This window comes from Tepidicella xavieri (assembly GCF_004363315.1).
In the GTDB taxonomy this organism is placed as follows: Bacteria; Pseudomonadota; Gammaproteobacteria; order Burkholderiales; family Burkholderiaceae_C; genus Tepidicella; species Tepidicella xavieri.
Window position 1 is genome coordinate 130,463 of sequence record NZ_SNYL01000001.1, and the last position, 24,816, is coordinate 155,278.

The 24,816-nt window shown below is 67.8% G+C and carries 26 protein-coding genes and 1 tRNA gene; 12 read left to right on the top strand and 15 right to left on the bottom strand.

The window, feature by feature from the left end; all coding sequences use genetic code 11:
- Window positions 1–8 precede the first annotated feature (8 nt).
- The 5 genes from lptB to argS form a co-directional block, all read right to left on the bottom strand.
- Window positions 9–767 (bottom strand): LPS export ABC transporter ATP-binding protein, encoded by a 759-nt coding sequence (lptB, locus tag DFR43_RS00590; protein WP_133595421.1) that lies wholly within the window; start codon window positions 765–767, stop codon window positions 9–11.
- Window positions 764–1,411, bottom strand: a complete 648-nt coding sequence (lptA, locus tag DFR43_RS00595; protein ID WP_245988768.1) for a lipopolysaccharide transport periplasmic protein LptA — start codon at window positions 1,409–1,411, stop codon at window positions 764–766. The genes lptB and lptA overlap by 4 nt, the downstream gene beginning before the upstream one ends.
- 70 nt (window positions 1,412–1,481) lie before the next feature.
- Entirely contained in the window at window positions 1,482–2,126 is a 645-nt protein-coding gene (locus DFR43_RS00600; protein WP_133595422.1) for a thiol:disulfide interchange protein DsbA/DsbL, read from the bottom strand.
- Window positions 2,127–2,228: 102 nt separating this feature from the next.
- A complete protein-coding gene (locus DFR43_RS00605) occupies window positions 2,229–2,864 on the bottom strand; it encodes an SPOR domain-containing protein (RefSeq protein WP_133595423.1) in 636 nt (211 codons plus the stop codon).
- 14 nt (window positions 2,865–2,878) lie between these two features.
- Window positions 2,879–4,552 (bottom strand): arginine--tRNA ligase, encoded by a 1,674-nt coding sequence (gene argS / locus DFR43_RS00610; RefSeq protein WP_133595424.1) that lies wholly within the window; start codon window positions 4,550–4,552, stop codon window positions 2,879–2,881.
- Between the two features lie 144 nt (window positions 4,553–4,696).
- Here argS and DFR43_RS00615 point away from each other — a divergent pair, with 144 nt between their 5' ends.
- Together DFR43_RS00615 and speB are read left to right on the top strand one after the other, a co-directional pair.
- A complete protein-coding gene (locus DFR43_RS00615) occupies window positions 4,697–5,269 on the top strand; it encodes a helix-turn-helix domain-containing protein (RefSeq protein ID WP_164499675.1) in 573 nt (190 codons plus the stop codon).
- A gap of 10 nt (window positions 5,270–5,279) precedes the next feature.
- Complete coding sequence (speB, locus tag DFR43_RS00620; protein WP_133595426.1) at window positions 5,280–6,266, top strand: agmatinase; 987 nt, start codon at window positions 5,280–5,282, stop codon at window positions 6,264–6,266.
- Window positions 6,267–6,278: 12 nt separating this feature from the next.
- Here the strand turns inward: speB and DFR43_RS00625 are convergent, their stop codons facing one another.
- Genes DFR43_RS00625 through DFR43_RS00635 form a run of 3 tightly spaced genes read right to left on the bottom strand, consistent with a single transcriptional unit; the run spans window position 6,279 to window position 8,735 of the window.
- Window positions 6,279–6,647 (bottom strand): DUF2237 family protein, encoded by a 369-nt coding sequence (locus DFR43_RS00625; RefSeq protein WP_133595427.1) that lies wholly within the window; start codon window positions 6,645–6,647, stop codon window positions 6,279–6,281.
- Entirely contained in the window at window positions 6,644–7,750 is a 1,107-nt protein-coding gene (locus DFR43_RS00630) for a metal-dependent hydrolase (protein WP_133595428.1), read from the bottom strand. The genes DFR43_RS00625 and DFR43_RS00630 overlap by 4 nt, the downstream gene beginning before the upstream one ends.
- Before the next feature lie 49 nt (window positions 7,751–7,799).
- Complete coding sequence (locus tag DFR43_RS00635; protein WP_133595429.1) at window positions 7,800–8,735, bottom strand: HTH-type transcriptional regulator ArgP; 936 nt, start codon at window positions 8,733–8,735, stop codon at window positions 7,800–7,802.
- Between the two features lie 109 nt (window positions 8,736–8,844).
- On the opposite strand from DFR43_RS00635, the gene DFR43_RS00640 reads away from it, so the two are divergent.
- Genes DFR43_RS00640 through DFR43_RS00650 form a run of 3 tightly spaced genes read left to right on the top strand, consistent with a single transcriptional unit; the run spans window position 8,845 to window position 11,950 of the window.
- The gene (locus tag DFR43_RS00640; RefSeq protein ID WP_133595430.1) at window positions 8,845–9,477 is read left to right on the top strand and encodes a LysE/ArgO family amino acid transporter; all 633 of its coding nucleotides are present in this window, start codon (window positions 8,845–8,847) and stop codon (window positions 9,475–9,477) included.
- A gap of 45 nt (window positions 9,478–9,522) precedes the next feature.
- Window positions 9,523–11,208: a flavin monoamine oxidase family protein gene (locus tag DFR43_RS00645; protein ID WP_133595431.1), complete on the top strand. Its 1,686-nt coding sequence runs from the start codon at window positions 9,523–9,525 to the stop codon at window positions 11,206–11,208.
- A 16-nt stretch (window positions 11,209–11,224) separates the two neighbouring features.
- Window positions 11,225–11,950, top strand: coding sequence for a nitrilase-related carbon-nitrogen hydrolase (locus DFR43_RS00650; RefSeq protein WP_164499676.1), 726 nt, complete (start codon window positions 11,225–11,227; stop codon window positions 11,948–11,950).
- A 94-nt stretch (window positions 11,951–12,044) separates the two neighbouring features.
- On the opposite strand, the gene DFR43_RS00655 is transcribed toward DFR43_RS00650, so the two are convergent.
- From DFR43_RS00655 to DFR43_RS00680, 6 genes are all read right to left on the bottom strand, one after another.
- Window positions 12,045–12,136, bottom strand: a tRNA-Ser gene (locus DFR43_RS00655).
- Window positions 12,137–12,164: 28 nt separating this feature from the next.
- Entirely contained in the window at window positions 12,165–13,463 is a 1,299-nt protein-coding gene (locus DFR43_RS00660; protein WP_133595433.1) for a tryptophan--tRNA ligase, read from the bottom strand.
- Between the two features lie 22 nt (window positions 13,464–13,485).
- Window positions 13,486–14,154: a site-2 protease family protein gene (locus tag DFR43_RS00665; protein WP_133595434.1), complete on the bottom strand. Its 669-nt coding sequence runs from the start codon at window positions 14,152–14,154 to the stop codon at window positions 13,486–13,488.
- Between the two features lie 23 nt (window positions 14,155–14,177).
- On the bottom strand, window positions 14,178–14,813 hold the full coding sequence (locus DFR43_RS00670; RefSeq protein ID WP_133595435.1) for an L-threonylcarbamoyladenylate synthase: 636 nt from the start codon (window positions 14,811–14,813) through the stop codon (window positions 14,178–14,180).
- 29 nt (window positions 14,814–14,842) lie between these two features.
- Window positions 14,843–15,727, bottom strand: a complete 885-nt coding sequence (locus DFR43_RS00675; protein WP_133595436.1) for a DMT family transporter — start codon at window positions 15,725–15,727, stop codon at window positions 14,843–14,845.
- Window positions 15,728–15,730: 3 nt separating this feature from the next.
- Entirely contained in the window at window positions 15,731–16,582 is an 852-nt protein-coding gene (locus DFR43_RS00680; RefSeq protein WP_133595437.1) for a 3',5'-nucleoside bisphosphate phosphatase, read from the bottom strand.
- Between the two features lie 80 nt (window positions 16,583–16,662).
- Here DFR43_RS00680 and murJ point away from each other — a divergent pair, with 80 nt between their 5' ends.
- Together murJ and DFR43_RS00690 are read left to right on the top strand one after the other, a co-directional pair.
- Window positions 16,663–18,225, top strand: a complete 1,563-nt coding sequence (gene murJ, locus DFR43_RS00685; RefSeq protein WP_133595438.1) for a murein biosynthesis integral membrane protein MurJ — start codon at window positions 16,663–16,665, stop codon at window positions 18,223–18,225.
- Window positions 18,226–18,228: 3 nt separating this feature from the next.
- Window positions 18,229–19,080 carry a SirB1 family protein gene (locus DFR43_RS00690; protein ID WP_133595439.1) on the top strand — a complete coding sequence of 284 codons (852 nt, stop codon included), beginning with the start codon at window positions 18,229–18,231 and terminating at the stop codon, window positions 19,078–19,080.
- 26 nt (window positions 19,081–19,106) lie between these two features.
- On the opposite strand, the gene purM is transcribed toward DFR43_RS00690, so the two are convergent.
- Window positions 19,107–20,153, bottom strand: a complete 1,047-nt coding sequence (gene purM / locus DFR43_RS00695) for a phosphoribosylformylglycinamidine cyclo-ligase (RefSeq protein ID WP_133595440.1) — start codon at window positions 20,151–20,153, stop codon at window positions 19,107–19,109.
- Window positions 20,154–20,216: 63 nt separating this feature from the next.
- Here purM and DFR43_RS00700 point away from each other — a divergent pair, with 63 nt between their 5' ends.
- From DFR43_RS00700 to folK, 5 genes are read left to right on the top strand one after another with little or no spacing between them, the layout of a single operon-like run.
- Window positions 20,217–21,332 (top strand): AI-2E family transporter, encoded by a 1,116-nt coding sequence (locus DFR43_RS00700; RefSeq protein WP_133595441.1) that lies wholly within the window; start codon window positions 20,217–20,219, stop codon window positions 21,330–21,332.
- Complete coding sequence (hda, locus tag DFR43_RS00705) at window positions 21,332–22,021, top strand: DnaA regulatory inactivator Hda (protein WP_133595442.1); 690 nt, start codon at window positions 21,332–21,334, stop codon at window positions 22,019–22,021. The genes DFR43_RS00700 and hda overlap by 1 nt, the downstream gene beginning before the upstream one ends.
- Before the next feature lie 34 nt (window positions 22,022–22,055).
- The gene (locus DFR43_RS00710) at window positions 22,056–22,730 is read left to right on the top strand and encodes a histidinol-phosphatase (RefSeq protein WP_133595443.1); all 675 of its coding nucleotides are present in this window, start codon (window positions 22,056–22,058) and stop codon (window positions 22,728–22,730) included.
- Window positions 22,727–24,337, top strand: coding sequence for a polynucleotide adenylyltransferase PcnB (pcnB, locus tag DFR43_RS00715; RefSeq protein WP_133595444.1), 1,611 nt, complete (start codon window positions 22,727–22,729; stop codon window positions 24,335–24,337). The genes DFR43_RS00710 and pcnB overlap by 4 nt, the downstream gene beginning before the upstream one ends.
- The gene (folK, locus tag DFR43_RS00720) at window positions 24,334–24,816 is read left to right on the top strand and encodes a 2-amino-4-hydroxy-6-hydroxymethyldihydropteridine diphosphokinase (protein WP_133595445.1); all 483 of its coding nucleotides are present in this window, start codon (window positions 24,334–24,336) and stop codon (window positions 24,814–24,816) included. The genes pcnB and folK overlap by 4 nt, the downstream gene beginning before the upstream one ends.

A 24,816-nucleotide genomic window follows, 5' to 3' on the forward strand; every position in this document is an offset into this window, starting at 1 on the left:
CCGCGGCCTCACATGCGGAAGTGTTCGCCGAGATAGACCCGGCGCACGTCCGCGTTGTTCACGATCTCGGCCGGCGTGCCCTGGGCCAGCACCCGGCCGTCGCTGATGATGCAGGCGTGGTCGCAAATGCCCAGCGTTTCGCGCACGTTGTGATCGGTGATGAGCACGCCGATGCCACGCTCTTTGAGGAAGCCGATGATGCGCTGGATCTCGATCACCGCGATCGGGTCGATGCCCGCGAAGGGTTCGTCGAGCAGGATGAAGCGCGGCGAGGTGGCCAGCGCGCGCGCGATTTCGACGCGCCGGCGCTCCCCGCCCGACAGCGCCGGCGCCGGCGAATGGCGCAGGTGCTCGACGTGGAGGTCTTGCAGCAAGGCGCTGAGGCGCCGCTCGATCTCGTCGCGGGCCAGTGCCCGGCCATGCGCGTCGTGCTGCAGTTCGAGCACGGCGCGCACGTTTTCTTCCACCGTGAGCTTGCGAAAAATCGATGCTTCCTGGGGCAGGTAGCCCAAGCCCATGAGCGCCCGGCGGTGAATGGGCAGGCGGTGAATGGGGCGGTCGTCGAGCCAGATTTCACCCGCGTCGGCGCGGATGAGCCCGACGATCATGTAAAAAGAGGTCGTCTTGCCCGCGCCGTTGGGGCCGAGCAGGCCCACCACTTCGCCACTGCGCACGGTCAACGACACGTCCTTGACCACGGGGCGGCGGCCATAGGCTTTCTGGAGCCCGCGCACGACGAGCTGGCTGGCGGGGGCTGAGGCCGTCACCGGCGTGGCTCCATCTGGATGCTCGGCTGTAGCGGCGCGGGCGCGCCAGTCGCAGGCGCAGGCGCGTCGGCCGGTGGCGGGGGCGTCAGCATGGCCCGCACCCGGCCGCTCGGGTTGTCCGGGGTGCGGGCGGCCGAGCCACCCCCATCGACGGTGAACGTCTCGGTGGTGCCGTTGTAGACGATGAGTGCCCCTCGCGCTTCGTCATTGAGCGCCGTGCCGCGATAGCGCCGCAGCACGGCTTGGTCGGTGAAGCGCACGGTCTCGGTCTGGCCATCGTAGTCGATGCGCAGGGCTTCGCCTTCGATGTACTCGTCCAACCCTTCGCGCTTTTGCCGGAAAAAGGCGCGGCGCTGCGGGGTGCCTGTGATGGTCCCAAACTGGTTGCCTTGCGCGTCTTGCCGCACTTCCACCTGCTGGCCGCGGATGACGATCGTTCCCTTGGTGATGACCACATTGCCGGTGAACACGCTGGTCTGGCGGGCGTCGTCGTAGCGCAGCGCGTCGGCTTCGATGTGCATGGGCTGCAGACGGTCGGCTCGCTCTGCCCAGGTGGGCGCCACCGCCAAGGCCAGAGACAGGCCCAGGGCGGCCGGCAGCATCGACCGCACGGGCCAGCGCAAACAGGAAAGGGCAGAGATCATGGTCGGCACGGAAATTGCATTTGGCTGGCTTGCATTGTAGCCAAGCCCCGCGCCGTGGAGCGCGTCGGATTCAGCCTTTTCGCGCTTCGGCGATCAAGGCGTTGGCCACTTGCACCGTGCGGGCGGCTTGGCCCGGGATGTAGAAGCGCCCGGCGATGCCCAGGGCCGGCGTGCCTTCCACTTCGTAGGCGTCCTGCATCTGGGTGGCGCGGCGCACCTTGCCCACCACGGCGAACGAGTTGTACGTCTGTGTGAACTGGGCCTTATCCAGCCCATTGCGCTCGGCCCACTGGACGATGGCGTCGGCATTGTGCAGGCGTTGCTTGTCGTCGTGGATGGCCTTGAAGACCCGCTCGTGGTGGCTGTCGAGCTTGCCCATGGCTTCCAGCGTGTAGTACAGGCGTTGCAGTGGCTCGAAAGCGGCATTGAACCCCACCGGATTGCGGCGCACCACCACATCCGGCCCCAAGGTTTTGACCCATTCCTTGAAGACGGGCACGAAATTGTGGCAGTGGATGCAGGTGTAGGCGAAGAATTCGACCACCTCGATTTTGCCGGCCGGCGCATCCACCGGGGCGGGGCGAGCCAGGCGGCGGTAATCGCTGCCTTCGCGGAAGCCGCCGATTTGGGCGCGGGCCAGCATGGGCAGGCCCCAGCCCGCGGCGCTCAGTGCCGCCAAGCCGAGAGTGGTTTGGGTGAAACGTCGTCTTTGCATGTCAGGGTTCTCCGATCGAGGCCGGCGCCGACGCCGCCCCGGCTATTGGAGCGGCGTGTTTGCACCAAAAGTTCCGGGACTTTACAGGCTGTTGCAGAAGCTTCAGCGCTGAACGCGCACCAGGGCGGTTTCAAACCCTTGGCCTTGCACCCGCTGTTCCATCACTTCTGCGTCGATGCGGCTCTGGTAGGGGCCCAGCCGCACGCGGAAGACGGGGCGGCCGGCTTGTTCCCGCTCGCTGACGGCGGCCTCGAAGCCCAGCATGGCGAGGCGGGCGCGCTGCGCCTCGGCTTCTTCACCATTGCGGAACGCACCCACTTGCACGAAGTAGATGAAGGGGTCGGCCAGCGCCGGCGCTTCCACCGTCGCCACCGCGCCGGGGGAGGCAGCGGCCCGCTGTTCGATGAGCTGACCGATGGGGTCGTCGCTGCCCGCCGGTGGCAAGGGGGTGCCGGGCAGCGCGGGGGCGTTGGGTGCCTGCGCAGCAGGGGTGGCGGCGCTGCCAGCCGGGGCGGCTGGGCGGGTGGACAGGTTGGCGTTGGGGTTCCAATCGCGGTTGCGCTCGGCTTCCACCGCATCGGCGTTGGGCGGGCGCTGTACGCCACGATCCATCAGCGGCACGGGCACTTTGGTCACATACACCGCCACGATCAGGGCCACGGCCAGGCCCACCAGCAGTCCCGCAATGAAGCCAATGATCGTGCCGCCGCGTTGTCGGCCCTTGAACGTGATCGTCATGGAATCGTCCTGTTTCACATTTTTTGTGGGGCGCTGACCCCCAGCACTGCCAGGCCGTTGCGCAGGACCTGCGCGGTGGCCGCCACCAGGGCCAGCCGCGCCCGCTTGACGGTCTCGTCCTCGACCAGGATGCGCTCCGCATCATAGTAGCTGTGGTACGCGGCAGCCAGCTCGCGCAGGTAGAACGTCACGTCGTGCGGGGCAAAGTCCTGCGCGGCCGCGGTGAGCATGTCGGGGTATTGGGCCAGCAGCAGCATCAGGGCTTGGGCCTGGGCGCCTTGCAGTGGTGACAGGTCGGCGTCTTGCAGACTGGCCACGTCGCCGCCCCACTGGCTGAGCACCGAGCAAATGCGCGCGTGGGCATACTGCACGTAATACACCGGGTTGTCGTTGTTTTGCTGGATGGCCAGATCGACGTCGAAGGTGTACTCGGTGTCGGGCTTGCGCGACAGCAGGAAGAAGCGCACCGCGTCCTTGCTGGTCCATTCGATGAGGTCGCGCAGCGTCACATAGCTGCCGGCGCGCTTGCTGATCTTGACCTCCTGGCCGCCGCGCACCACGCGCACCATGGTGTGCAGCACGTAGTCGGGATAGCCTTCGGGAATGCCCAAGCCCACCGCCTGCAAGCCGGCACGCACCCGGGCGATGGTGCCGTGGTGGTCGGTGCCCTGGATGTTGATGACCTTGGTGAAGCCGCGTTCCCACTTGGTGATGTGGTAGGCCACGTCGGGCACGAAATAGGTGTAGGTGCCGTCGGACTTGCGCATCACGCGGTCCTTGTCGTCGCCGTAGTCGGTGGTGCGCAGCCACAGGGCGCCGTCTTGCTCGTAGGTCTTGCCGGCTTCCACCAGGCGCCGCACCGTCTGCTCGACGCGCCCGCTGGTGTAGAGGCTCGATTCGAGGTAGTAGTTGTCGAAGCGGATGCCGAACGCCTGCAGGTCCAGGTCTTGTTCGCGGCGCAGGTAGGCCACGGCAAACTGGCGAATGCCGTCCAGGTCATGGACGTCGCCGCTGGCGGTGAAGGCGCGGTCGTCGGCCTGGACGGTTTTGCGGGCCAGAAAGTCGTTGGCGATGTCCTGGATGTAGTCGCCGTTGTAGGCGGCTTCGGGCCACTCGGGGTCGCCGGGCTTGTGGCCCATGGCCCGCAGCTGGGTGGACTTGGCCAGGGTGTCGATTTGCACGCCGGCGTCGTTGTAATAGAACTCCCGGTGGACCGACCAGCCCTGGGTCTCGAACAGGTTGCAGATGGCATCGCCCAAAGCCGCCTGGCGGCCGTGGCCCACGTGCAGCGGCCCGGTGGGGTTGGCCGAGACGAATTCCACCAGCACCCGTTGCCCATGCGGCGGCCGGTGGCCGAAACGCGCGCCGGCGGCCAGCACTTCGCGGATGATTTGCTGCTTGGCCACGGGATGCAGCCGGATGTTGATGAAGCCAGGGCCGGCAATGTCCAGCGCCGCCACCCAGCGGGTGAACGCGGGCGTGGCTTGCAACGCCTCGACCAACTGCTGCGCCAGCTGGCGCGGGTTGGTCTTCAGCGGCTTGGCCAGCTGCATGGCCGCGGTGCAGGCCCAGTCGCCATGGGCGGCTTGTTTCGGGGTCTCGAACGCGGCTTTGTCGCCGGCGCCGGGGGCCAGTCGTTCCAGCTCGGCCGCCAGCGCGGCGAGCAGTTCGTGTTTCACAGAGAGCATGGGCAGGGATTTTAGGGGTTGGCGACGCCGCCCGCAGACCCGAGCCATGGCGCGCGTAGGGACGGCTGGCTTGGTCGGGGGTGGCGGCTATAGGTTGTGAAAAATGTGTTGACAAGTTTCATGAAAATATGTCACTATTATTTCATGACGAATACCGCCCAAGTGTCCAATGATGTCGATGTTGGCCGCACGTTGCGCGATTTGCGCAAGGGTTTGGGCATTACCCTGCAAGCGCTGGCGGCGGGGATAGGCCGCTCGGTCGGGTTTGTGTCGCAGATCGAGCGTGGGCTGTCGCGACCGACGGTGGAGGACATTACCCTGATCGCTGGCTACCTGAAGGTGCCGTCGGCGGCTTTGTTCGGGCGGCTGGAGGCGGCCGGCCAAGCCGACGAAGGTCCGGTGACCCGAGCGGGGCAGCGCCTGTGTCTGCGCTACGAGCGCGGCGTCACGGATCACCTCGTCTCGCCCCGCTTGTCGGACGGCTTGTGCTTGCTGGAGACGACCCTGGCGCCCGGCGCCGATACCGGGGAAGGCCCGGTGACCGACAGCCAGCAGCAAGGCGGCTATCTATTGCAAGGCCGCATCGTGCTGACGGTGAACGGCACCGAATGGACGCTGGAGCCCGGCGATGCCTTCCAGCTCGGCGCCCGTCAGGGGTGCCGCTTGTTCAACCCCGGTGCCGAAGCGGCCCGTTTGTTGTGGATTCTGACCCACTGAGGACTTTTGCATGACCCCGATTGACTCCTCTACCTTGGCGCCCGAGCCGCCAGCCGGCGACAGCGCCATCCGCCGCTCCTCCCCCTATGGCACCTGGCCCGAGAACACCTATGCCGGGGTGCTGAGCTTCATGCGGCGCAATTACACGCGCCAGTTCGAGGGCGCCGATGTGGTGATTTCGGGCATCCCGCTCGATCTGGCCACCACGTTCCGTCCCGGTGCCCGGCTCGGCCCGGCGGCCGTGCGCGCTGCCAGCGTGCAACTGGCCGAGCTCAAGCCCTTTCCCTGGGGATTTGACCCGTTCGATACCCTGGCCGTGGTCGATGCCGGGGATTGCTGGTTCGATGCCCACCACCCGCTGACCATTCCCGAAGCCATTCGCCAGCATGCCCGGCGCATTCTGGCTTCGGGCGCGCGCATGCTGACATTCGGCGGCGACCACTACATCACCTATCCCCTGTTGCAGGCCCATGCGGAGCGTTTTGGCGCGCCGCTGTCCCTGATCCACTTCGACGCCCATTGCGACACCTGGCCAGACGACAGCCCCGACTCCCTCAACCACGGCACCATGTTCTACAAGGCGATCCGAGAAGGGCTGATCGACCCGGCGCACTCGGTGCAGATCGGCATACGCACCTGGAACGACGACTTCATGGGCATGCAGGTGATCGACGCGCCCGCCGTGCATCGGTTGGGTGCGGCCGCTGTGTTGCAGCGGGTGCTGCAGATTGTGGGCGAGCGCCCCGCCTATCTCACGTTCGACATCGACTGCCTGGACCCGGCGCACGCCCCGGGCACCGGCACGCCCGTGGCCGGTGGCCTCTCTAGCGCCCAGGCGCTGGAGATCGTGCGCGGCCTGGTGCCCGTGCAGTTGGTGGGCATGGACGTGGTGGAAGTCTCGCCGCCGTTTGACCAGAGCGAGATCACCGCCCTGGCGGCCGCCCACATCGCGGCCGACCTGCTGTGCGTGCTGGCGGCCCAAAAACGGGCGGCTTGAAGCCGCCAACGCTCATGCCTTGACCCAGGCGTGGGCTTTCAAGTCGTCCAGCGAGACGAAGTCCAGCGCCCGCTCGTGGCAGCTTTCCAGCACCACGGGCGGGGCGCAGCCCGCTTCCAGCGCCTCCTTCCAGCGCAGGGCGCACAGGCACCAGCGGTCGCCGGGCTTCAGGCCAGGGAAGCGCCAGGCAGGGCGCGGGGTGATGAGGTCGTTGCCGCGTGCTTGGGAGAAGGCCAGGAATTCGGCCGTGACCTTGGCGCAGATGACGTGCGAGCCGGTGTCGTCCTCGCGGGTGTGGCAGCAGCCGTCGCGAAAGAAGCCGGTCAGCGGGTCGTAAGAACAGGCTTTCAGCACAGTGCCGAGTACGTTGCGGGCGTTCATGGCAGTCGGGCAGGTGAGGGTGAGGGCAGGGAGGTTTCGATGGGGTTCGGCATCGAGGCCGACGGCGGACGCGGCCCAGGCCGTGGCTGGGCCAAGACTTCACCCAAGGGCGGCACTTCCTGCCCTTGAAGGCGGGCCCAGAGCCAGGGCAGGCCGGAGGCCGAGTCCACCCGCTGGCCGACGCGCACCGCCGCGGATGGCTCGCTGCCAGGCGGCACGGGTGGCCCCAGATTGAACTCGAACACGTAGTAGGGTTCTTGGCCCATGCGCAGATCGGCCAGCCACAGCTCGCCATCCACCCACCGCAGCCGGTAGAAGCCGTCGCTGAAGCGGGCGATGCGCGGGATGTGCGGATGGCTGGCGTAGGCGCCCAGCGCTTCGGTGCCTCTGGGGTAACTGCGGAATTGGATTGCGCGCCCGCGGTCTGCCCAGGCGTAGTAGCCTTCGTGGTAGTGGGTGTCGTCCACCGACACCACGCGCCACAGCAGGGTGGTCAGCGGCGCTGGGGTGACCAGCACCTGCTCGGCGGGCAGGCCGCTGGCGGCCAGCGACTGGCGGGCGTGATGGGTGACCCAGCCCTGGGCGCCCACGCTCCAGCCCAGGTACAGCGTGCTGGCCAGCAGGCCCAGGGCGTTGGCCCGCAAACCGCTGCGCTTCCAGGCCAGCGCCAGCCCCACGCCCAAGAGCAGCGGCAGGGTGTAGGCCGGGTCGATGATGAAGACGCTGCCGATGCCATAGGCCGTGTCGGTGAAGGGCAACAGCAGTTGCGTGCCATAGACCGTGAAGGCGTCGAGCAGCGCGTGGGTGACGAGCACCAGCCACAGCGCCAGCCACCAGCGTCGCCACTGGTGCCTCTCGCCATGCAGCCAGGCCACGCCCCAGGCCAGCGGAAAGGCCGCCAGTACGTGGTAGAAGAGGGCGTGCGTCTCGGCGCGGTGCCGCACCATGTTGAGCACCGCGTCGCCGTGATCGATCAGAGCGTCCAGATCGGGCAGCGTGCCCACGACGCCACCCCACAGCGCGGCTTTCCAGACGGCGGTGCGCCGGCCCATGACGGCCACGCTGACGGCAGCACCCAGCGCGAGTTGGGTCAGTGAATCCATGGTGCAGGGCTGATGTGAAGCGCACCATGGTAGGCCGTCTGCGATGACCCTATGGCGTGGCGGGCGTTGTGGGTGGGGGCAGCAGCGCGGCGCGGGCGGCAGCCTTCACCGCCTGGGTCAGGCGCTGGGCCGTCGGGGGTTCTCGCTCCCAGTGGTGCCAGTACAGGGTCACGTCCACCGGGGTGTCGGGCTGCACCTCGACCATCGGTGGGCGGCCGTCGCGCTGTTGCAGGTGCAGATCCGGCACCATGCCCCAGCCCATGCCCAACTCGATGGCCACCTCGAACGCGTCGATGGCCGGGGCGAAGTGGCGCGGGTAGCGGGCATTGCGCAGCCGGAAATGCTGCGCCAGGAATACGTCTTGCAGCGCGTCCTTGCGGTTGAAGATCACCGCCGGCCGGCTCAACAGACGGTGCGGCGATACCCGGCCCGAAGCCGTGCGGCATTGCTCGGCCAGCCCGGGGGCGGCCACGCAGCGGTAGCGCATCACCCCCAGCGGCTCGGCCACGCAGCCGCGCATTGCGTGGGCCAGCGTGCTCACGCAGCCGATCACCTCGCCGCTTTTGAGGGCGTCGTGGGTGTGGTCCTGATCGTCGATGACGATGTCCAGCAGCAGGTGATGGCGCTGCAGCATCGGGGCCACGCCGGGCAGAAACCAGCTGGCCACCGAGTCGGCATTGATGGCCACCGACAAGCTTTGCCAGCGCACGCGCGAGCCGCTGGCGTTGCCGGGGTCGGCCAGTTGCGCCAGCAAATCGCTTTCCATGAGCTGCACCTGCCGCACGTGGGCCAGCAGCGCCTGCCCGGCGGGCGTGGCCCGCACCCGCTTGCCACGCACCAGCAGGCGCTGGCCCAGCGCTTCCTCCAGCGATTTGATGCGCAGCGACACCGCCGCCACCGTCAATGACAGCGACTGCGCCGCCGCGCTGAAGCCGCCGTGCTCCACCACCGCGGCCAGGGCTTCGAGTTGCCGGGCATCCAGCATTTAAAAAAACTTGAACGAATGAATAAACAATGAAAACAGTTTAATCCATGCCGATCGTCCGGCACACTCGCGCTCAGTTCTCTGATGAATTTTTTTGAGGGAGTCGTCCATGGTTTTGAGTGCATCGGCCTTCACCGTCGGCATGACGATGAGCCTGGCCTTGTTCATGAGCATTGGCCCGCAGAACGCGCACGTCATCCGCAGCGGCCTGCGCCGCCAGCACCTGTGGCTGACCGTGCTGACCTGCATCGTGGCCGACATGGTGCTGATTGCCACCGGGGTGTTGGGCCTGGCCCAGTTGGGTGGCCTGTCTGACAAGCTGCACGGCGCCATTCTGGGAGCGGGCATCCTGTTTCTGGCGGTGTATGGCTGGCAGGCGTTTCAGCGTTTCCGCTCGCCCGTGACCGGCGCCTTGCCCGTGGCCGATGGCGCCGCCGCTGCCCAGCCGACCACTGCGCGGCAGGCCATCGGCACGGCATTGGCGTTTTCCTGGCTCAATCCGCATGCGTGGCTGGACACGTCCGTCCTGATTGGGACGGCGTCCCTGGCTTACGGCGACGGCAGCACCCTGTTTGGCCTCGGCGCGGCCACGGCCTCCGTCGTGTGGTTCACGCTGCTGGGCGGCACGGCCTTCTGGCTCGGGCAGCGGCTCAACTCGCTCAAGGTATGGCGCGCCCTCGACGGCGTGGTGGCGCTGATGATGTGGGGGACGGCCGCCGCGTTGTTCGCCAGCCTGTTCTGAACGTTTTGTCCATGATTCACCCGACCGATCTCTAGGATTTGCCTCATGAAAACCCCTGCTGTCACACCTTCCCGCCGCCCGGCCGATGCGCCCATCACCGTGTTTGGCCCGGACTTTCCCTTCGCCTATGACGATTGGCTCACCCATGCGGCCGGCCTGGGCCAGTTGCCCGCCAGCCGCCACGGCACCGAGGTGGCCATCGTCGGCGCCGGCATGGCCGGGCTGACGGCCGCCTACGAGCTGATGAAGCTGGGCTTGAAGCCCGTGGTGTACGAGGCCTCGCGCATGGGTGGGCGGCTGCGCTCGCAGCCGTTCGAGGGCGGCAGCGGGGCGATTGCCGAGCTGGGCGGCATGCGCTTTCCGCTGTCGTCCACGGGCTTTTACCACTACGTCCGCACGCTGGGCCTGCAGAGCCGCCCATTCCCCAACCCGCTGACGCCGGCGGCCAACTGCACCGTCATCGACCTGGAGGGCCAGACCCACTGGGCGCGCACGCTGGAGGATCTGTCGCCGCTGTTCCGCGAGGTGGCGCAGGCCTGGAGCGACGCGCTGGAGGAAGGCGCGGGCTTCACCGAGCTGCAGACGGCCATGCGCCAGCGCGACGTCGAGCGCGTCAAGGCGCTGTGGAATGCGCTGGTGCCGCGCTGGGACGACCGCACGTTTTACGACTTCGTCGCGCAGTCCAGCGCCTTCCAGCGCCTGAGCTTCCACCACCGCGAGGTGTTCGGCCAGGTGGGCTTTGGCACCGGCGGGTGGGATTCGGATTTTCCGAACTCGATGCTGGAAATCCTGCGCGTGGTGCTGACTGGCTGCGACGAGAACCAGCATCTGATCGTCGGCGGCGTGCAGCAGGTGCCGCTCGGCCTGTGGCACCATGCGCCGCCGCATCTAGTGCACTGGCCGCAGGGCACGACGCTGGCCCGGCTGCACCACGGCGCGCCCAGGCCCGCGGTCAAGGCCATCCAGCGCGCCGGCAACGGCCAGCTGGAGGTCACCGACGCCTGGGGCGGCACGCGCCGCTTCGATGCGGTGCTGGTCACCTGCCAGAGCTGGCTGCTGACAACGCAGATCGCGTGCGAGGAGTCGCTGTTCTCGCAGAAGCTGTGGATGGCGCTGGACCGCACGCGCTACATGCAGTCGTCCAAGACCTTCGTGATGGTCGATCGCCCATTTTGGAACGACCTGCGCGCCAACGGCTGGCCGGTCATGGGCATGACGCTGACCGACCGCCTGACGCGTGGTACCTACCTGTTCGACAACGGGCCGGATCAGCCCGGGGTGATCTGCCTGTCCTACGCGTGGATGAGCGACGCGCTCAAAATGCTGCCGTACGACAGCGCCAAGCGCGTGCAGCTGGCGCTGGAGGCGCTGCGCAAGATCTATCCCGGCGTGGACATCGCCAGCCACATCATCGGCGACCCGATCACCATCTCGTGGGAGGCCGACCCCTACTTCCTCGGCGCCTTCAAGGGCGCGCTGCCGGGCCACTACCGCTACAACCATCGCATGTACGGCCACTTCATGCAGGACGCGCTGCCCGAGCGCGAGCGCGGCATCTTCCTGGCCGGCGACGACATCTCCTTCACCCCCGCGTGGGTAGAGGGCGCGGTGCAGACGGCGCTCAATGCCGTCTGGGGCATCGTGCGCCACCTGGGCGGCACGAGCCACCCCGACAACCCCGGCCCCGGCGACTGGTACCCGCACATCGGCCCGGTGGCGCTGCCGGATTGAACGATACTTCCAGCCCATGCGCGTCGCCCTCTGGCAGACCCCGCACCCGGCCGCCGGCGACGTGGCCGCGGCGCTGCGCCGGCTGGAGGACGCCGCCGCGCGCGCGGCGGCGCAAGGCGCGCAGTGGCTGGTGACGCCCGAGATGGCGCTGACCGGCTACCTGATCGCCCCCGAGCATCTGGCCGCGCTGGCCGAACCCGCCGACGGGCCGCTGGCGCAGGCGGTGGCCGCCATCGCGCAGCGCCACGGCCTCGGCATCGCCTACGGCTGGCCCGAGCGCCATCCCGACGACGCCAAGCCCTACAACGCCGTGCAGGCCATCGGGCCCGACGGCCAGCGGCTGGCCGTGCACCGCAAGGTGCACCTGTTCGGCGCGGCGGACCGGGCGCGCTTCACGGCGGGCGAGGCCGTGGCCGCGCCGTTCGAATGGGGCGGTTGGCGCATTGGCCTGCTGATCTGCTTCGACGTCGAGCAGCCCGCCGCGGTGCGGGCGCTGGCGCGGCAAGGCGCGCAGCTGATCCTGGCCCCCACCGCCAACATGCTGCCGTACGACGATGCGCCGTGCCTGACGCTGCCGCGCCTGGCCGCCGAGTCGCGCGTGGCCATCGCCTACGCCAACGCCTGCGGCGCGGAAGGCCACACGCGCTACGGCGGGCTGAGCCGCCTGGTGGGGGCGGATGGGCGGGTGGTGGCTGCGGCGGGCCGCGACGAAGCGTTGCTGCTGGGGCAGGTGCGCCGCTAAAGTTCAGCGCCCACAACACCTGCCGAAAACACCAGACCCCGCAGAGCGGGGTTTGTGCAGACCGATTGACCCTATCTCGTTCGAGGCTATGGGGTGGCGGAGAGAGAGGGATTCGAACCCTCGATACGGGAATACCCGTATACCGGATTTCGAGTCCGGCGCATTCGACCACTCTGCCATCTCTCCGCGTGTCGAAACTCGCATTCTAGCAGGCTCAGCTGGCTTCGCGCAGCGCGCGCAGCGCCGATTCGACGTCGGCGGCCGTCACGCCTTCGGCCATGGCCGCTTGGCGCTGCAAGTCCGGGCTGGCCGCCCAGCCGTGGGCTTTGAGTGCGGCCACGGCTTGTCCGGCCGCTTGGGGGGATGAGTGACCGGCGCTTTGCAGCAGCACCCGGCCCTTGGCATCGGTCAACTTGAAATAGAACAGGCCGTCTGGCTCGCGGTATTGCTTGAAGGTGGGCAGGGCGGCTTTTTCGGCCTTGCTGGCCGGGGCCTGTGCGGCACGGGCTTGCAGGGGGCGCAGGCCCACCGCGTGGCGCAGTTGCCGGATGAAGGGGCTGGCCACGGCGCGGGCTTTGGCGGCGCCCGCCTGCAGGATGGCCTCGACCCGTTCGGGGTGCGCCATCAGTTCCTCGTAGGTGGCGCGCATGGGAGTGATTTCGCGGTCGATGCGCTCGAACAGCACCTCCTTGGCTTCGCCCCAGGCAATGCCTTCGGCGTAGGCCCGGGCCAGCGCCGCCGTCTCCTCCGGGGTGGCGAAGGCTTGGTAGATCTGAAACAGCGCAGAGCCCTCGGTGGCCTTGGGCTCCCCCGGGGCTTTGGAGTCGGTGACGATGCCCATGATGAGCTTGCGCAACTGCTCGCGGGGGGCAAACAACGGGATGACGTTGTCGTAGCTCTTGCTCATTTTGCGGCCATCCAGGCCAGGCAGCGTCGCCACGCTGTCTTCGATCACCGCTTCGGGCAGGGTGAAGTGCTCGCCATAGAGGTGGTTGAAGCTGCTGGCCATGTCGCGCGCCATTTCGATGTGCTGGACCTGGTCGCGGCCCACGGGCACTTGGTGGGCGTTGAACATGAGGATGTCGGCGGCCATCAGGACAGGGTACATAAACAGCCCGGCGCTGACGCCGTCATCGGGCTCGGCCCCGGCGGCGGCGTTTTTGTCGAGCATGGCCTTGTAGGCATGGGCGCGATTGAGCAGACCTTTGCCGCAGACGCAGGTGAGAAACCAGGTCAGTTCCGGAATTTCGGGCACGTCGGACTGGCGGTAGAAAGTCACGCGCTGCGGGTCCAGGCCGCAGGCGATCCAGGTGGCGGCGATCTCCAGTGTGGAGCGCTGCAGCCGGGCCGGGTCCTGGGTGGAGATCATGGCGTGGTAGTCGGCCAGGAACAGAAAGCTGTCCACCTGGGGCTGGCGGCTGGCGCGCACGGTCGGGCGGATGGCGCCGACGTAATTGCCCAGATGGGGGGTGCCTGAAGGCTTGATGCCGGTGAGGACGCGAACAGGGGTCATGGCCTGAAAGAATGGGAGAAGGTTAGAACAGCACCCAGCGGATGGGGCTCAGCAGCAGTTCGATGACGCCGGCCGTGACGTTCATCAGCGGGCGCAGCCAATAGGTGCCCAGGATGCCCGTGAGCACCAGGGCCAGCACGATGAAAAAACCAAAAGGTTCGATGCGGGAAACCGTCATCGCTTGGCGCAAGGGCAGCAGTCCCACCAGGATGCGGCCGCCATCGAGCGGCGGCAGGGGGAACATGTTCAGCGCGAACAGCACCAGATTGACCAGCAGCCCGGCCCGTGCCATCTCCAGGAAGAACCGCTCCTGCACGCCAGCGGCCACCAGCAGATAGCCAAACACCACCCACATCACGGCCATGACCACGTTGGCGCCCGGGCCCGCGAGGGCGACCCAGATCATGTCGCGCTTGGGGTGGCGCAGCTGCCCGAAGTTCACCGGCACCGGCTTGGCATAGCCGAACAAAAACGCCCCGCTGGTGGCAAACAGCAGCAGCAGCGGCATGGCGATGGTGCCCAGGGGGTCGATGTGCTTGAGCGGGTTGAGCGTGATGCGGCCGAGCAGCCAGGCCGTGTTGTCGCCGAAATGGCGCGCGGCATAGCCGTGCGCGGCCTCGTGCACGGTGATGGCGAAGAGGACCGGGATGGCGTAGATCGCCACGGTCTGCATGATGGAGGCGATGTCCATGGGCGTATTCTCTCAGGTGGCCTTCACAGACCCAGCGCCGCCAGGGGGCCGGCGCCTTCGCGCAGGACTTCGGGGCTGCCGCCGGTGGCCATCGGGGTGAGGTCCACCACCGTGGTGGGCGCCAGCGGGCAGGCGCCCGCGTCGATGACGGCGGCCAGTTCGTGCTCGAAGCGCTCGCGGATCTCGTGCGCATCGTTCATGGGCTCGGATTCGCCCGGCGCAATGAGCGTGGTGGCCAGCAGCGCCGCGCCGTGCCACTCCAGCAGGGCCTGCAAGGCTTTGTGGTCGGGCACCCGCAGGCCGATGGTTTTGCGCGAGGGGTGGCTCACCCGCCGCGGCACCTCCTTGCTGGCCTCCAGCACGAAGGTGTAAGGCCCCGGCGTGCCCAGCTTGAGCAGCCGGAACTGGCGGTTGTCCACCCGCGCGTACTGGGCGAGTTCGCTCAGGTCGCGGCACAGCAGGGTCATGTGGTGCTTGTCGTCCACGCCACGGATGCGGCGCAGCCGGTCGGCGGCGGCCTTGTCGTCCAGGTGGCAGACGAGCGCGTAGCTGGAATCGGTCGGCACGGCCAGCACGCCGCCCTGGTTGAGCAACTGCACCGCTTGCTTGAGCAGTCGGGCCTGGGGGTTGTCCGGGTGGACTTCAAAGTATTGCGACATAGGGCGATTGTCCCATTCGGCGGGCGGCCTCAGTCGCCATCCACCCTGGGGGTGCGCGCGGTCAGCCAGGCCATGGTGGCGCCGCAGACCACGATCATGCCAATGCCCCCAAACTCCAGCGCCCCCGGCACGTGGTCGAACACCAGCCAGCCCGCGAACACGGCGAAACCCACTTGGGCATAGAGGTAGGGGGCCAAGGTGGCTGCCGGCGCCCGGGCAAACGCCTGGATCAGCAGAAAATGCCCAATCGTGCCCATGAGGCCGGCCAGACACAGCAGGGCCAGCGTTCGCCCGTCCGGGATGGCTTGCCAGATCCAGGGCAGTGCCAGGCTGATGAGCAGCGCGCCTGACCAGCCGGTGTAGAAGTGCATGGTCATGGCGTCTTCGGTGCGGGCCATGCGGCTGGTCAGGATCTGGAACACCGCGTAGAACAGCACCATCACCAGCGGGATCGCCACCGGCCAGCCGATGGCCTGACCCGTCGGCTGGATGACCAGCAAGGCCCCGCCGAAGCCGCCGAGCACGAGCAGCCAGCGCAGCCCGTTGACGCGCTCCTTCAGGAACACCGCCGCCAGCAGCGTGACCACCAGCGGCGTGAGCATGATGATGGCCGTGAATTCGCCCAGCGGCATGTAGATCAAGCTGACGAAGCCCAGGACGCTGACCGTCAGCAACAGCCCCCCGCGCACGGCGTGCAGCACCGGGTGCCGCGTGGTCAGCGAGCGCCAGCCGCGGGTGGGCAGCACCACGCCGGTCATCACCACCGCCTGAAACAGGTAGCGGAACCAGACCACCAGCAGCACCGAAACCGTGGCGCTCAATACCTTGACGGTGGTGTCTAGCGCGGCGAAGCAGGCCACGGCCGCAATCAGAAACATCACCCCCAGCAGGGGGCGGGCATGGGTAGGGGTCATGGGTCAGTGGATGCGGTCGGCCAGTAAGTCCCACACGGGGGTGAGCCGGCCTTCCAGATAGGGCAGGGCGCCCAGGTCGCAGTGGCTTTCGTCGGGGCTGTGGAAGTCGCTGCCGCGGGAAGCGGCCAACCCGAATTCGAGGGCCATGTCGGCATACTTCACATATTCGGCGGCGCTGTGGCTGCCGGTGACGACTTCCACCGCCTGGCCGCCGTGGGCTTTGAACTCGGTGAACAGGGCGTATTCCTGGGTGGGGCTGTGGGCGTAGCGCGCGGGATGGGCGATCACCGCCACGCCGCCCGCTTCACGGATCCAGCGCACCGCATCGCCCAGCTTGGCCCAGCGGTGCGGCACGTAACCGGGCTTGCCTTCGGTGAGGAAGCGGCGAAAGACCTCGTTCGTGTCTTTACAGACGCCGGTCTCCACCAAGAAGCGCGCGAAATGGGTGCGGGAGATGAGTTCCGGGTTGCCCACGTATTTGAGCGCCCCTTCGTAGGCGCCGGCGATGCCGGCCTTGGCCAGCTGTTCGGCCATTTCCTGGGCGCGCTCGCCACGTCCGCCCCGCGTGCGCCGCAGGCCCTCCACGAGGACGGGATGGTCGGGGTCGAAGCCCAGCCCGACGATGTGCACCGTCACTTCCACGAAAGTGACCGAGATTTCCACGCCCGTGAGGTAGCGCAGCCCTTGCGCCTGGGCGGCCGCCCGGGCGCGATGCTGGCCGCCGATCTCGTCGTGGTCGGTCAACGCCCACAGCTCCACGCCGTTGGCCTTGGCACGGGCCGCCAGGGCCTCGGGTTCGAGCGTGCCGTCGGAAACGGTGGAGTGGCAGTGCAGATCGGCGTTGAGGATGGACATGACCGATCCATTGTAGGGGCAAGGGCCAAGCTCTGCTGACGCGCGGGTGTCTGCCCCGGCCCACGGCTACACTTCGTGCCGTGTCGCTCTTCAAATCTGCCTCGCTCGTTTCGCTGCTGACGCTGGCCTCCCGCATCACGGGGCTGGTGCGCGAGTTGCTCATTGCCGCCACCTTCGGGGCCAGCGCGCTTACCGACGCGTTCAACGTCGCCTTCCGCATTCCCAACCTGCTGAGACGGTTGTTTGCCGAAGGCGCTTTCAGCCAAGCGTTCGTGCCGGTGCTGGCCGCGACCCGCGAGAAGGACGGCGAGGCCGCCACCCGCGAGCTGATCAACCAGGTGGCCACGGTGCTGGCCTGGGCGCTGACGCTGACCTGCATCCTCGGCGTGCTGGCCGCGCCGGCGTTGGTCTGGGCCATGGCGGCCGGCCTGCAGCAAAACCCGCAGGGGTTCGACGCCGCCGTGGTGTTGACGCGCTGGATGTTCCCCTACATCGGTTTCATGTCGCTGGTGGCGCTGGCGGCCGGGGTGCTCAACACCTGGAGGCGGTTCGCGGTGCCCGCGGCCACGCCGGTGCTGCTGAATGTGGCCATGATCGGCGCAGCGTGGTGGGGCGCGCCTTGGTTTGCCGCTCGGGGTTGGGAGCCGATCTATGCGCTGGCCGGCGGGGTGATGCTCGGCGGGCTGCTGCAACTGGGCGTGCAATTGCCGGCCTTGGCCCGCCTGGGGCTGTTGCCACGCATCGGCCTGACCGGGTCGGCGCTGCGCGCGGCGTGGCGCCATCCGGGCACCCAGCGCATCCTCACCTTGATGCTGCCGGCCCTGCTGGGGGTGAGCGTGGCGCAGATCTCGCTGCTGATCAACACCCAGATTGCCTCGCACCTGGCCACCGGCAGCGTGAGCTGGCTCACCTACGCCGATCGGCTGATGGAATTCCCCACCGCCTTGCTGGGCGTGGCGCTGGGCGTGGTGCTGCTGCCGCAGCTGTCGGCCGCCCGAGCCGCCGACGATGGCCAGCGCTACAGCGATTTGCTGGACTGGGGGCTGCGGCTGGTGGTGTTGTTGGCCATACCCTGTGCCGTCGCTTTGCTCACTTTTGCTCAGCCGCTGGTGGCGGTGCTCTACCACTACGGCGCCTTCACCGCCGCCGACGTGCGCCAGACCTCGCTGGCCCTGATGGGCTATGGCGTCGGCCTGCTGGGGCTGATCGCCGTGAAGGTGCTGGCGCCGGGCTTCTACGCCCAGCAAGACATCCGCACCCCGGTGAAGATCGCCGTGGCCGTGCTGGTGTTCACCCAATGCATGAACCTGTTGCTGGTGCCCCACCTGGCCCATGCCGGGCTGGCGCTGGCCATCGGCCTGGGGGCGCTGCTCAATGCCGGCTGGCTGCTGGTGGGCCTCGTGCGGCGTGGCGCGTACCGGCCATCGCCGGGCTGGGCGCGCTTCGGCCTGCAGGTGTTGGCCGCCAGCGCCTTGCTGGCCGTGTTCCTGTTGTGGAGCAGCGCGCAAGTGGACTGGGTGCATGCCGTCCAGGCCGGCCGGCGCGTGTTGTCGCTGGCCCTCATCGTGGCCGGCGCGGTGGTGGTGTATTTCGGGGTGTTGATGCTGGCCGGTGTTCAATTGCGCCAGTTTGTGCGAAAGTAAGGCATGGCCCTGTCTTTTCAGCCCCCTTCGCCGTTGGAGTACTTTGCCGCCCTGATCCGGGACGACGAGGGGTTTCCGCTGCTCGAAGCCACCGCGGCGGTGGCCATGGACGAATATCCCGACCTGGACGTGCAGACGGTGCTGGGCGACGTGGACCAGCTGCTGGCCCGGGTGCGCCGTCGTCTGCCGGCCGATGCCGGTCCGCTGCAGCGCCTGCGGTTGCTCAACCAGTTTTTCTTTCACGAGCTGGGTTTCGGGGGCAACGTCAACCACTACTACGACCCCGACAACAGCTACCTGAATGTCGTGCTGCGCACGCGGCGCGGGCTGCCCATCACATTGGGCATTCTGTGGCTGGAATTGGCGCAAGGGCTGGCGCTGCAAGCCCGGGGGGTCAATTTCCCGGGGCATTTCATGGTCAAGGTCAATCTGCCCCAGGGGCAGGTGGTGATCGATCCGTTCACCGGCCAGTCCCTGAGCCGCGAGGACCTGTCGGAGCGGTTGGAGCCGTACAAGCGACGCAACGGGCTGGTGGACGATTTCGACGTGCCCGTCGGTCTGTATCTGCAATCAGCGCCGCCGCGCGACATCCTCGCCCGGGTGCTGCGCAACCTCAAGGAGATCCACCGCAGCCAGGAAGACTGGCCCCGGCTGATTGCCGTGCTGGATCGGCTGGTGCTGCTGTTGCCGGACGACTGGAGTGAGCGCCGCGACCGTGGGCTGGCCTGGGCCGAGCACGGCCACCCGGAGCATGCCGTCCCCGATCTGGAGGCCTATCTGGCGCATGCGGAAGACCCGCTGGACGCCGATGCCATCGGCCAGCGGGTGCGTGAGCTGCGCCGCGAATTGAACTGATCCCCCCTGGCGGGGCGCTGGCCCGCTCAGGCCACCACCACGGGGGCCTCTGCGCCGCGTGGGGCGATGGTGCCGATGGCGTAAACCGTTTCGCCCTGGGCCCGCAGCGTGGCGGCCACGGCGTCGGCCTGGGCCGCCCCGGCGACCACGACCATGCCGATGCCGTTGTTGAAGGTGCGGTTCATTTCGTGGTCGTCGATGCCAGCGGTCTGTTGCAGCCAGGCAAAGAGTTCGGACTGCGGCCAACTGCCCTTTTTCAGATGCGCTGCCAGGCCCTCGGGCAGCACGCGGGGGATGTTTTCCAGCAGACCGCCGCCGGTGATGTGGGCCAGCGCCTTGATGCCGCCTTCGTGCGCCGGATGCTGCGCCAGCGCGGCCAGAACGCTTTTGACGTAGAGCCGGGTCGGGGCCATGATGGCCTGTCGAAACGGTTGGCCATCCAGGGTGGTGGGCCATTGGGCGCCGGCGCGCTCGATGCACTTGCGCACCAGGCTGAAGCCGTTGGAATGCACGCCTGCCGAAGCCAGCCCGAGCACCACGTCGCCGGCTTGCACGGTCTGCCCGGTCAGGATGCGGCTTTTCTCCACCACGCCCACGCAAAAGCCAGCCAGATCGTATTCACCGGGCGGATACATGCCGGGCATCTCGGCCGTTTCGCCGCCGATCAACGCGCAGCCCGACAACTCGCAGCCCTTGGCGATGCCGCCAACCACCGCCGCGGCGGTGTCCACGTCCAGCTTGCCGCAGGCGAAATAGTCCAGGAAAAACAGCGGCTCGGCCCCTTGCACCAGCACGTCGTTGACGCTCATCGCTACCAGGTCGATGCCCACCGTGTCGTGCATGTTCCACTCGAAAGCCAGCTTGAGCTTGGTGCCCACGCCGTCGGTGCCGCTGACCAGCACCGGCTCGCGGTAGCGTTTCGGGATCTCGAACAGCGCGCCAAACCCGCCGATGCCGGCCAGCACCCCTTCGCGCATGGTTTTCTTGGCCAGTGGCTTGATGCGTTCGACCAGGGCGTCGCCCGCGTCGATGTCCACGCCAGCGTCTTTGTAGGAGAGGGGTGTCGTTGTCATGAGATGGAAGCCCGATAAAATTCCTTGATTTTACGGGCCCGCCATGTCCCTCACGTTTTTGCCATGCCGCTGACCGCCAACCAAGCCCGCATGCTGGCCTGGCTGGCGCTGGCCGTGGCCGCCTGGTGGCTGATCGATTTGCTGGCCCCGGTGCTCATGCCTTTTGTGGTGGCCGGGGTCATGGCCTATGCCCTGCACCCGGTGGTCGAGCGCATGCACGCCCGGCGCATCCCGCGCTGGATCGGCGCGGCGCTGGCCATCGCGCTGCTGATGCTGGTGTTGCTGGCCGTGGTGCTGATGATCGTGCCCGTCGTCACGCGGCAGTGGCCGCTGTTGCGCGACCAGATCCCCCCGCTGCTGGAAAACCTCAACGCCTGGATGGCGCCCTGGGCCGACCGGCTGGGTATCGACGCGCAGATCGACGTCAATGCCGTGCGCGACGTCTTGCGGCGCATGGTGTCGGGTCACGAAGGCGAGCTGGCCGAGCGGGTGTTGGCATCGTTGCGCATCGGCGGCAGCGCCGTGATGGCGGTGCTGGGCAACCTGGTGCTCATGCCCATCGTGGCGTATTTCCTGTTGCTGGACTGGGACCGTTTCGTCATGCACGCCAAAGCCTTGGTGCCGCCGCGCTGGCAGGAGCCGACCCAGCGTTTTCTGGATGAAACCGATCAGGTGCTGGGGCAGTACCTGCGCGGGCAGTTGCTGGTGATGGGCATCCTGGCGGTGTTCTACACGGTGGGGCTGGCCTTGGTGGGGCTTCAGTTGGCCTTGCCGATCGGGGTGTTCACCGGCTTGGCCGTGTTCGTGCCCTATCTGGGGTTCGGGCTGGGGCTGGTGCTGGGCTTGCTCGCGGCTTTGTTGCAGTTCCAGACGCTCACGGGCGTGCTGCTGGTGGGGCTGGTGTACCTGATCGGGCAACTGCTGGAGAGCTTTTACCTGACCCCGCGCCTGTTGGGGGAGCGCATCGGCCTGCACCCCATCGCGGTGATTTTTGCGCTGATGGCTTTTGGCCATGTGTTTGGCTTCGTCGGGGTGTTGATCGCCTTGCCGGCCAGCGCCGTGCTGCTGGTGGCGGTGCGCCGCATGCAGGCGTTCTACGTGGGCAGTTCGCTTTACACCCACGGCACGCCACAGGTGCTGGTGGCGCCGTCGGAGCCGCCTGAACGGGAGCCGCGCTGATGGAGCAACTCGTCCTCGACATGGGCCTGGCGCCGCAGCCGTCTCTGGACAACTTCCTCACCGATGGGCCCAGCCCGGCGGTGGAGCACCTGCGGCTGTGGGTGGGCAACCCGCTGCGCTCGCCCGTCCCCACCCTGCTGTGGGGGGAAAGTGGTGTGGGCAAGACGCACCTCCTGCAGGCGGTGCGGCACGCCTTGCAGGCGCAGGGGGGCAGGGTCGGATGGCTCGATGCCAGCGTGACCGCGCCGCCCCCTTTCGACGAGGCCTGGGTGGCCGTGCTGCTCGACGACTGCCAGCTTTACACGGCCGCGCAGCAGGCCACGGCCTTCAACTGGTTCGTTCATGCACAATCGCCGGCGCGAGGTTCGCCGCGCTGGGTGCTGGCCGCGGCCGACCGGCCGCCGGCCGATCTGCCGTTGCGCGAGGATTTGCGCACCCGGCTGGGCTGGGGCCATGTGTTCCCGCTGCCTGCCCTGGCCGAAGCCGACCGGCGGCGGGTGCTGCGAAAGGCGGCCGACGAGCGTGGGGTGTTTCTGAGCGACGAAGTCCTCGACTTTATCCTCAGCCGCTTCTCGCGCGATTTGGGCAGCCTCATGGCCTTGCTGGAGCGGCTCGATGGCTACGCCTTGCGCACCCAGCGCGCCATCACCATCCCGCTCATCAAAGCCATGCTCGACGAAGGCACTTGAGCCCATCGAGACCGATCACGACAACGCCTCCACGATGAAACTGGCCCTTTTCGATCTCGACCACACCCTGTTGCCGCTGGATTCGGACTACGGTTGGGGCGAGTTCACCATCCGCATCGGCTGGACCGACCCGGTCGAATTCGCGCGCCGCAACGACGAGTTCTTTGCCCAGTACCAGGCGGGTGCGCTGGACGTGCATGCCTATGTGCGCTTTGCCACCCAGGCTTTTCGCGAACGCGGGCCGCAGGCCGCGGCCGAAGCCCGCGAGCGCTTCATGCGCGAAGTGATCGAGCCGCACCTGCAGCCAGCGGCGCACGCCCTGGTCGAAGGCCATCGGCAGGCGGGCGACGAAGTCATCATCATCACCGCCACCAACGAATTCGTCACCACGCCCATTGCCAGGGCTTTCGGCGTGGAGCACCTCATCGCGGTCGAGCTCGCCCGCGACGCGCAGGGCTGGTATACCGGCGACATCGCGGGGGTGCCCTCCTTCCGGGAAGGCAAGGTGGCGCGGCTCGAACAGTGGCTCCATGCGCGTGGCCTGGATTGGGCCGACGTGCACACCACCTTCTACTCCGACTCCCACAACGACCTGCCCTTGCTGGAAAAAGCCTCGGTGCCCGTGGCCACCAACCCCGGCCAGCGGCTGCGCGCCATCGCCCGCGAGCGCGGCTGGCGCATACTCGACCTGTTTGCGGAACACGCATGATCAAGAAGTTCATCGACAAATTGCTGGGCAAGACCGGCCGAGCCCCGGGGAGCCGTTTCGGCAAACGCGAAGACGTACCCGCCACCGTCCATGGCATCGACCCCTCGCTGGTCGATGGCCGGGCGCTGGATGTGGTGCACACCCTCAAACGCGCCGGCTATGAGGCCTACATCGTCGGCGGCGCGGTGCGCGACCTGCTGCTGGGCCTGCGTCCCAAAGATTTCGACGTGGCCACCAACGCCACGCCGGAGCAGGTCAAGGCCCTGTTTCGGCGCGCTTTCATCATCGGCCGGCGCTTTCGCATCGTGCACGTGGTGTTTGGCCGTGGGCGCGAACACGAAGTCATCGAAGTCTCCACCTTCCGCGCCTATCTGGACAACGCCGCCGCCGAGCAGGTGCAGGGCAACGAGCGCACCGCCAAAGGCGAATTGGCCGGGATGAAGCACGCGGTGGATGCCAGTGGGCGCGTGCTGCGCGACAACGTCTGGGGCCCGATCGAACAGGATGCCGCCCGGCGCGACTTCACCATCAACGCCATGTACTACGACCCCGAAACCGAGATCGTGGTCGATTTCCATCACGGCATTCGCGATGCGAAAAAACGCGTGCTGCGCATGATTGGCGACCCGGCCACCCGCTACCGCGAAGATCCGGTGCGCATCATCCGCGCTGTGCGCTTCGCCGCCAAGCTCAGTGGGCTGGGCTTCCAACTCGACGCCAAGACCCGCGCCCCGCTGGCCGCGGCCTTGCCACTGTTGATCGACGTGCCGCAAAGCCGCCTGTTCGATGAAATGCTCAAACTGTTGCAGACCGGGCACGCCCTGGCCAGCATCGAACAGCTCAAGCTCACCGGCTTGGCCAAGGGCATCTACCCCTTGCTCGATCTGGTGGTGCAGCGTGCCGACGAGCCTTTCGTCAAGGCCGCCTTGCAAGACACCGATCGTCGCGTGGCCGAAGGCAAGCCGGTGGCGCCCAGCTTCTTGCTGGCCTGCGTGCTCTGGAGCGATGTGCGCCAGGGGTGGCAGCAGCGCCTGCAGGCCCAGCGCCCCGCATTTCCGGCGCTGCAGGAAGCCATCGATGAGGTGTTCGAATCGCGCATTGGCGATGTGTCCGGCCGAGGCAAGCTCGGGGCCGATATGCGCGAAATCTGGACGATGCAGCCGCGGTTCGACAAGCGCGTGGGTCAGGGGCCGTTCACCTTGGCCGAGCAACCCCGGTTCCGGGCGGGCTTCGACTTCCTGCGTCTGCGCGCCCAAGTCGGCGAAGTCGAGGAAGAGCTGTCGCACTGGTGGGAGACGTTCAGCACAGCGGGGGAAGCCGTGCGACGCGACATGGTGGAGGCGGTGCGTCTGGAGCAGCAGCGCGCCCGGGCCTCGGGCAAATCCGCTGCCCGCGGGGGGCGGGCAGGCCAGCGCTCCCAGCCTGAGGCCGTGGAGCCGACCGATCCGCGCTGGCGACCGGTGCCGGCCGAGGAGGCCGAGGCCTCTCCAGCAGAGGGTGCTCCGGGCGAGGCCGCTGCCCCGGCGAAGAAACGCCGGCGGCGCCGGCGCAAGCCAGCAGGCGGCGCAGGCGCTGGCGGTGAGGGCAACCCGCCCGCGGCCGCATGAGCCCACGATCGTTGGTTGCGGCCTACGTGGGGCTGGGCGCCAACCTCGGTGACCCACCCGCCACCTTGCGTTGGGCGCTGGACCGCTTGGCCGCAGAGCCTGGCATCGAGGCGGTGCGCGCTTCCAGCTTTTACCGCAGCGCGCCGGTGCAGGCAGACGGGCCGTGGTACGTCAACGCCGTGGCCGAACTGCACACCCGCCTGACCGCGCCGCATCTGCTGCAACGGCTGCAAGCCATCGAGGCCGATGCCGGGCGGACGCGACCCTACCGCAACGCCCCGCGCACGCTGGATTTGGACCTGCTGCTCTACGGCAGCGCCGCCATCGTGTCCGAGTGGCTCATTGTGCCGCACCCGCGGCTGTGGCAACGGGCTTTCGTGTTACATCCCTTGGGGGAGTTGGCCCCGCATCGGGTGCCGCCCACGGCGCTGCAAGCCGTGGCGCAGCAGCCCATCGAGCGCCTGTCCGCCCCGTTCTGA

Bases quoted from the DNA above. Each gene is read 5' to 3' on its own strand.
- lptA (WP_245988768.1), bottom strand. From the start codon at position 1,411: ATGATCTCTGCCCTTTCCTGTTTGCGCTGGCCCGTGCGGTCGATGCTG.
- DFR43_RS00600 (WP_133595422.1), bottom strand. From the start codon at position 2,126: ATGCAAAGACGACGTTTCACCCAAACCACTCTCGGCTTGGCGGCACTG.
- DFR43_RS00605 (WP_133595423.1), bottom strand. From the start codon at position 2,864: ATGACGATCACGTTCAAGGGCCGACAACGCGGCGGCACGATCATTGGC.
- argS (WP_133595424.1), bottom strand. From the start codon at position 4,552: ATGCTCTCTGTGAAACACGAACTGCTCGCCGCGCTGGCGGCCGAGCTG.
- DFR43_RS00615 (WP_164499675.1), top strand. From the start codon at position 4,697: ATGACGAATACCGCCCAAGTGTCCAATGATGTCGATGTTGGCCGCACG.
- speB (WP_133595426.1), top strand. From the start codon at position 5,280: ATGACCCCGATTGACTCCTCTACCTTGGCGCCCGAGCCGCCAGCCGGC.
- DFR43_RS00625 (WP_133595427.1), bottom strand. From the start codon at position 6,647: ATGAACGCCCGCAACGTACTCGGCACTGTGCTGAAAGCCTGTTCTTAC.
- DFR43_RS00630 (WP_133595428.1), bottom strand. From the start codon at position 7,750: ATGGATTCACTGACCCAACTCGCGCTGGGTGCTGCCGTCAGCGTGGCC.
- DFR43_RS00635 (WP_133595429.1), bottom strand. From the start codon at position 8,735: ATGCTGGATGCCCGGCAACTCGAAGCCCTGGCCGCGGTGGTGGAGCAC.
- DFR43_RS00640 (WP_133595430.1), top strand. From the start codon at position 8,845: ATGGTTTTGAGTGCATCGGCCTTCACCGTCGGCATGACGATGAGCCTG.
- DFR43_RS00645 (WP_133595431.1), top strand. From the start codon at position 9,523: ATGAAAACCCCTGCTGTCACACCTTCCCGCCGCCCGGCCGATGCGCCC.
- DFR43_RS00650 (WP_164499676.1), top strand. From the start codon at position 11,225: ATGCGCGTCGCCCTCTGGCAGACCCCGCACCCGGCCGCCGGCGACGTG.
- DFR43_RS00660 (WP_133595433.1), bottom strand. From the start codon at position 13,463: ATGACCCCTGTTCGCGTCCTCACCGGCATCAAGCCTTCAGGCACCCCC.
- DFR43_RS00665 (WP_133595434.1), bottom strand. From the start codon at position 14,154: ATGGACATCGCCTCCATCATGCAGACCGTGGCGATCTACGCCATCCCG.
- DFR43_RS00670 (WP_133595435.1), bottom strand. From the start codon at position 14,813: ATGTCGCAATACTTTGAAGTCCACCCGGACAACCCCCAGGCCCGACTG.
- DFR43_RS00675 (WP_133595436.1), bottom strand. From the start codon at position 15,727: ATGACCCCTACCCATGCCCGCCCCCTGCTGGGGGTGATGTTTCTGATT.
- DFR43_RS00680 (WP_133595437.1), bottom strand. From the start codon at position 16,582: ATGTCCATCCTCAACGCCGATCTGCACTGCCACTCCACCGTTTCCGAC.
- DFR43_RS00690 (WP_133595439.1), top strand. From the start codon at position 18,229: ATGGCCCTGTCTTTTCAGCCCCCTTCGCCGTTGGAGTACTTTGCCGCC.
- purM (WP_133595440.1), bottom strand. From the start codon at position 20,153: ATGACAACGACACCCCTCTCCTACAAAGACGCTGGCGTGGACATCGAC.
- DFR43_RS00700 (WP_133595441.1), top strand. From the start codon at position 20,217: ATGCCGCTGACCGCCAACCAAGCCCGCATGCTGGCCTGGCTGGCGCTG.
- hda (WP_133595442.1), top strand. From the start codon at position 21,332: ATGGAGCAACTCGTCCTCGACATGGGCCTGGCGCCGCAGCCGTCTCTG.
- DFR43_RS00710 (WP_133595443.1), top strand. From the start codon at position 22,056: ATGAAACTGGCCCTTTTCGATCTCGACCACACCCTGTTGCCGCTGGAT.
- pcnB (WP_133595444.1), top strand. From the start codon at position 22,727: ATGATCAAGAAGTTCATCGACAAATTGCTGGGCAAGACCGGCCGAGCC.
- folK (WP_133595445.1), top strand. From the start codon at position 24,334: ATGAGCCCACGATCGTTGGTTGCGGCCTACGTGGGGCTGGGCGCCAAC.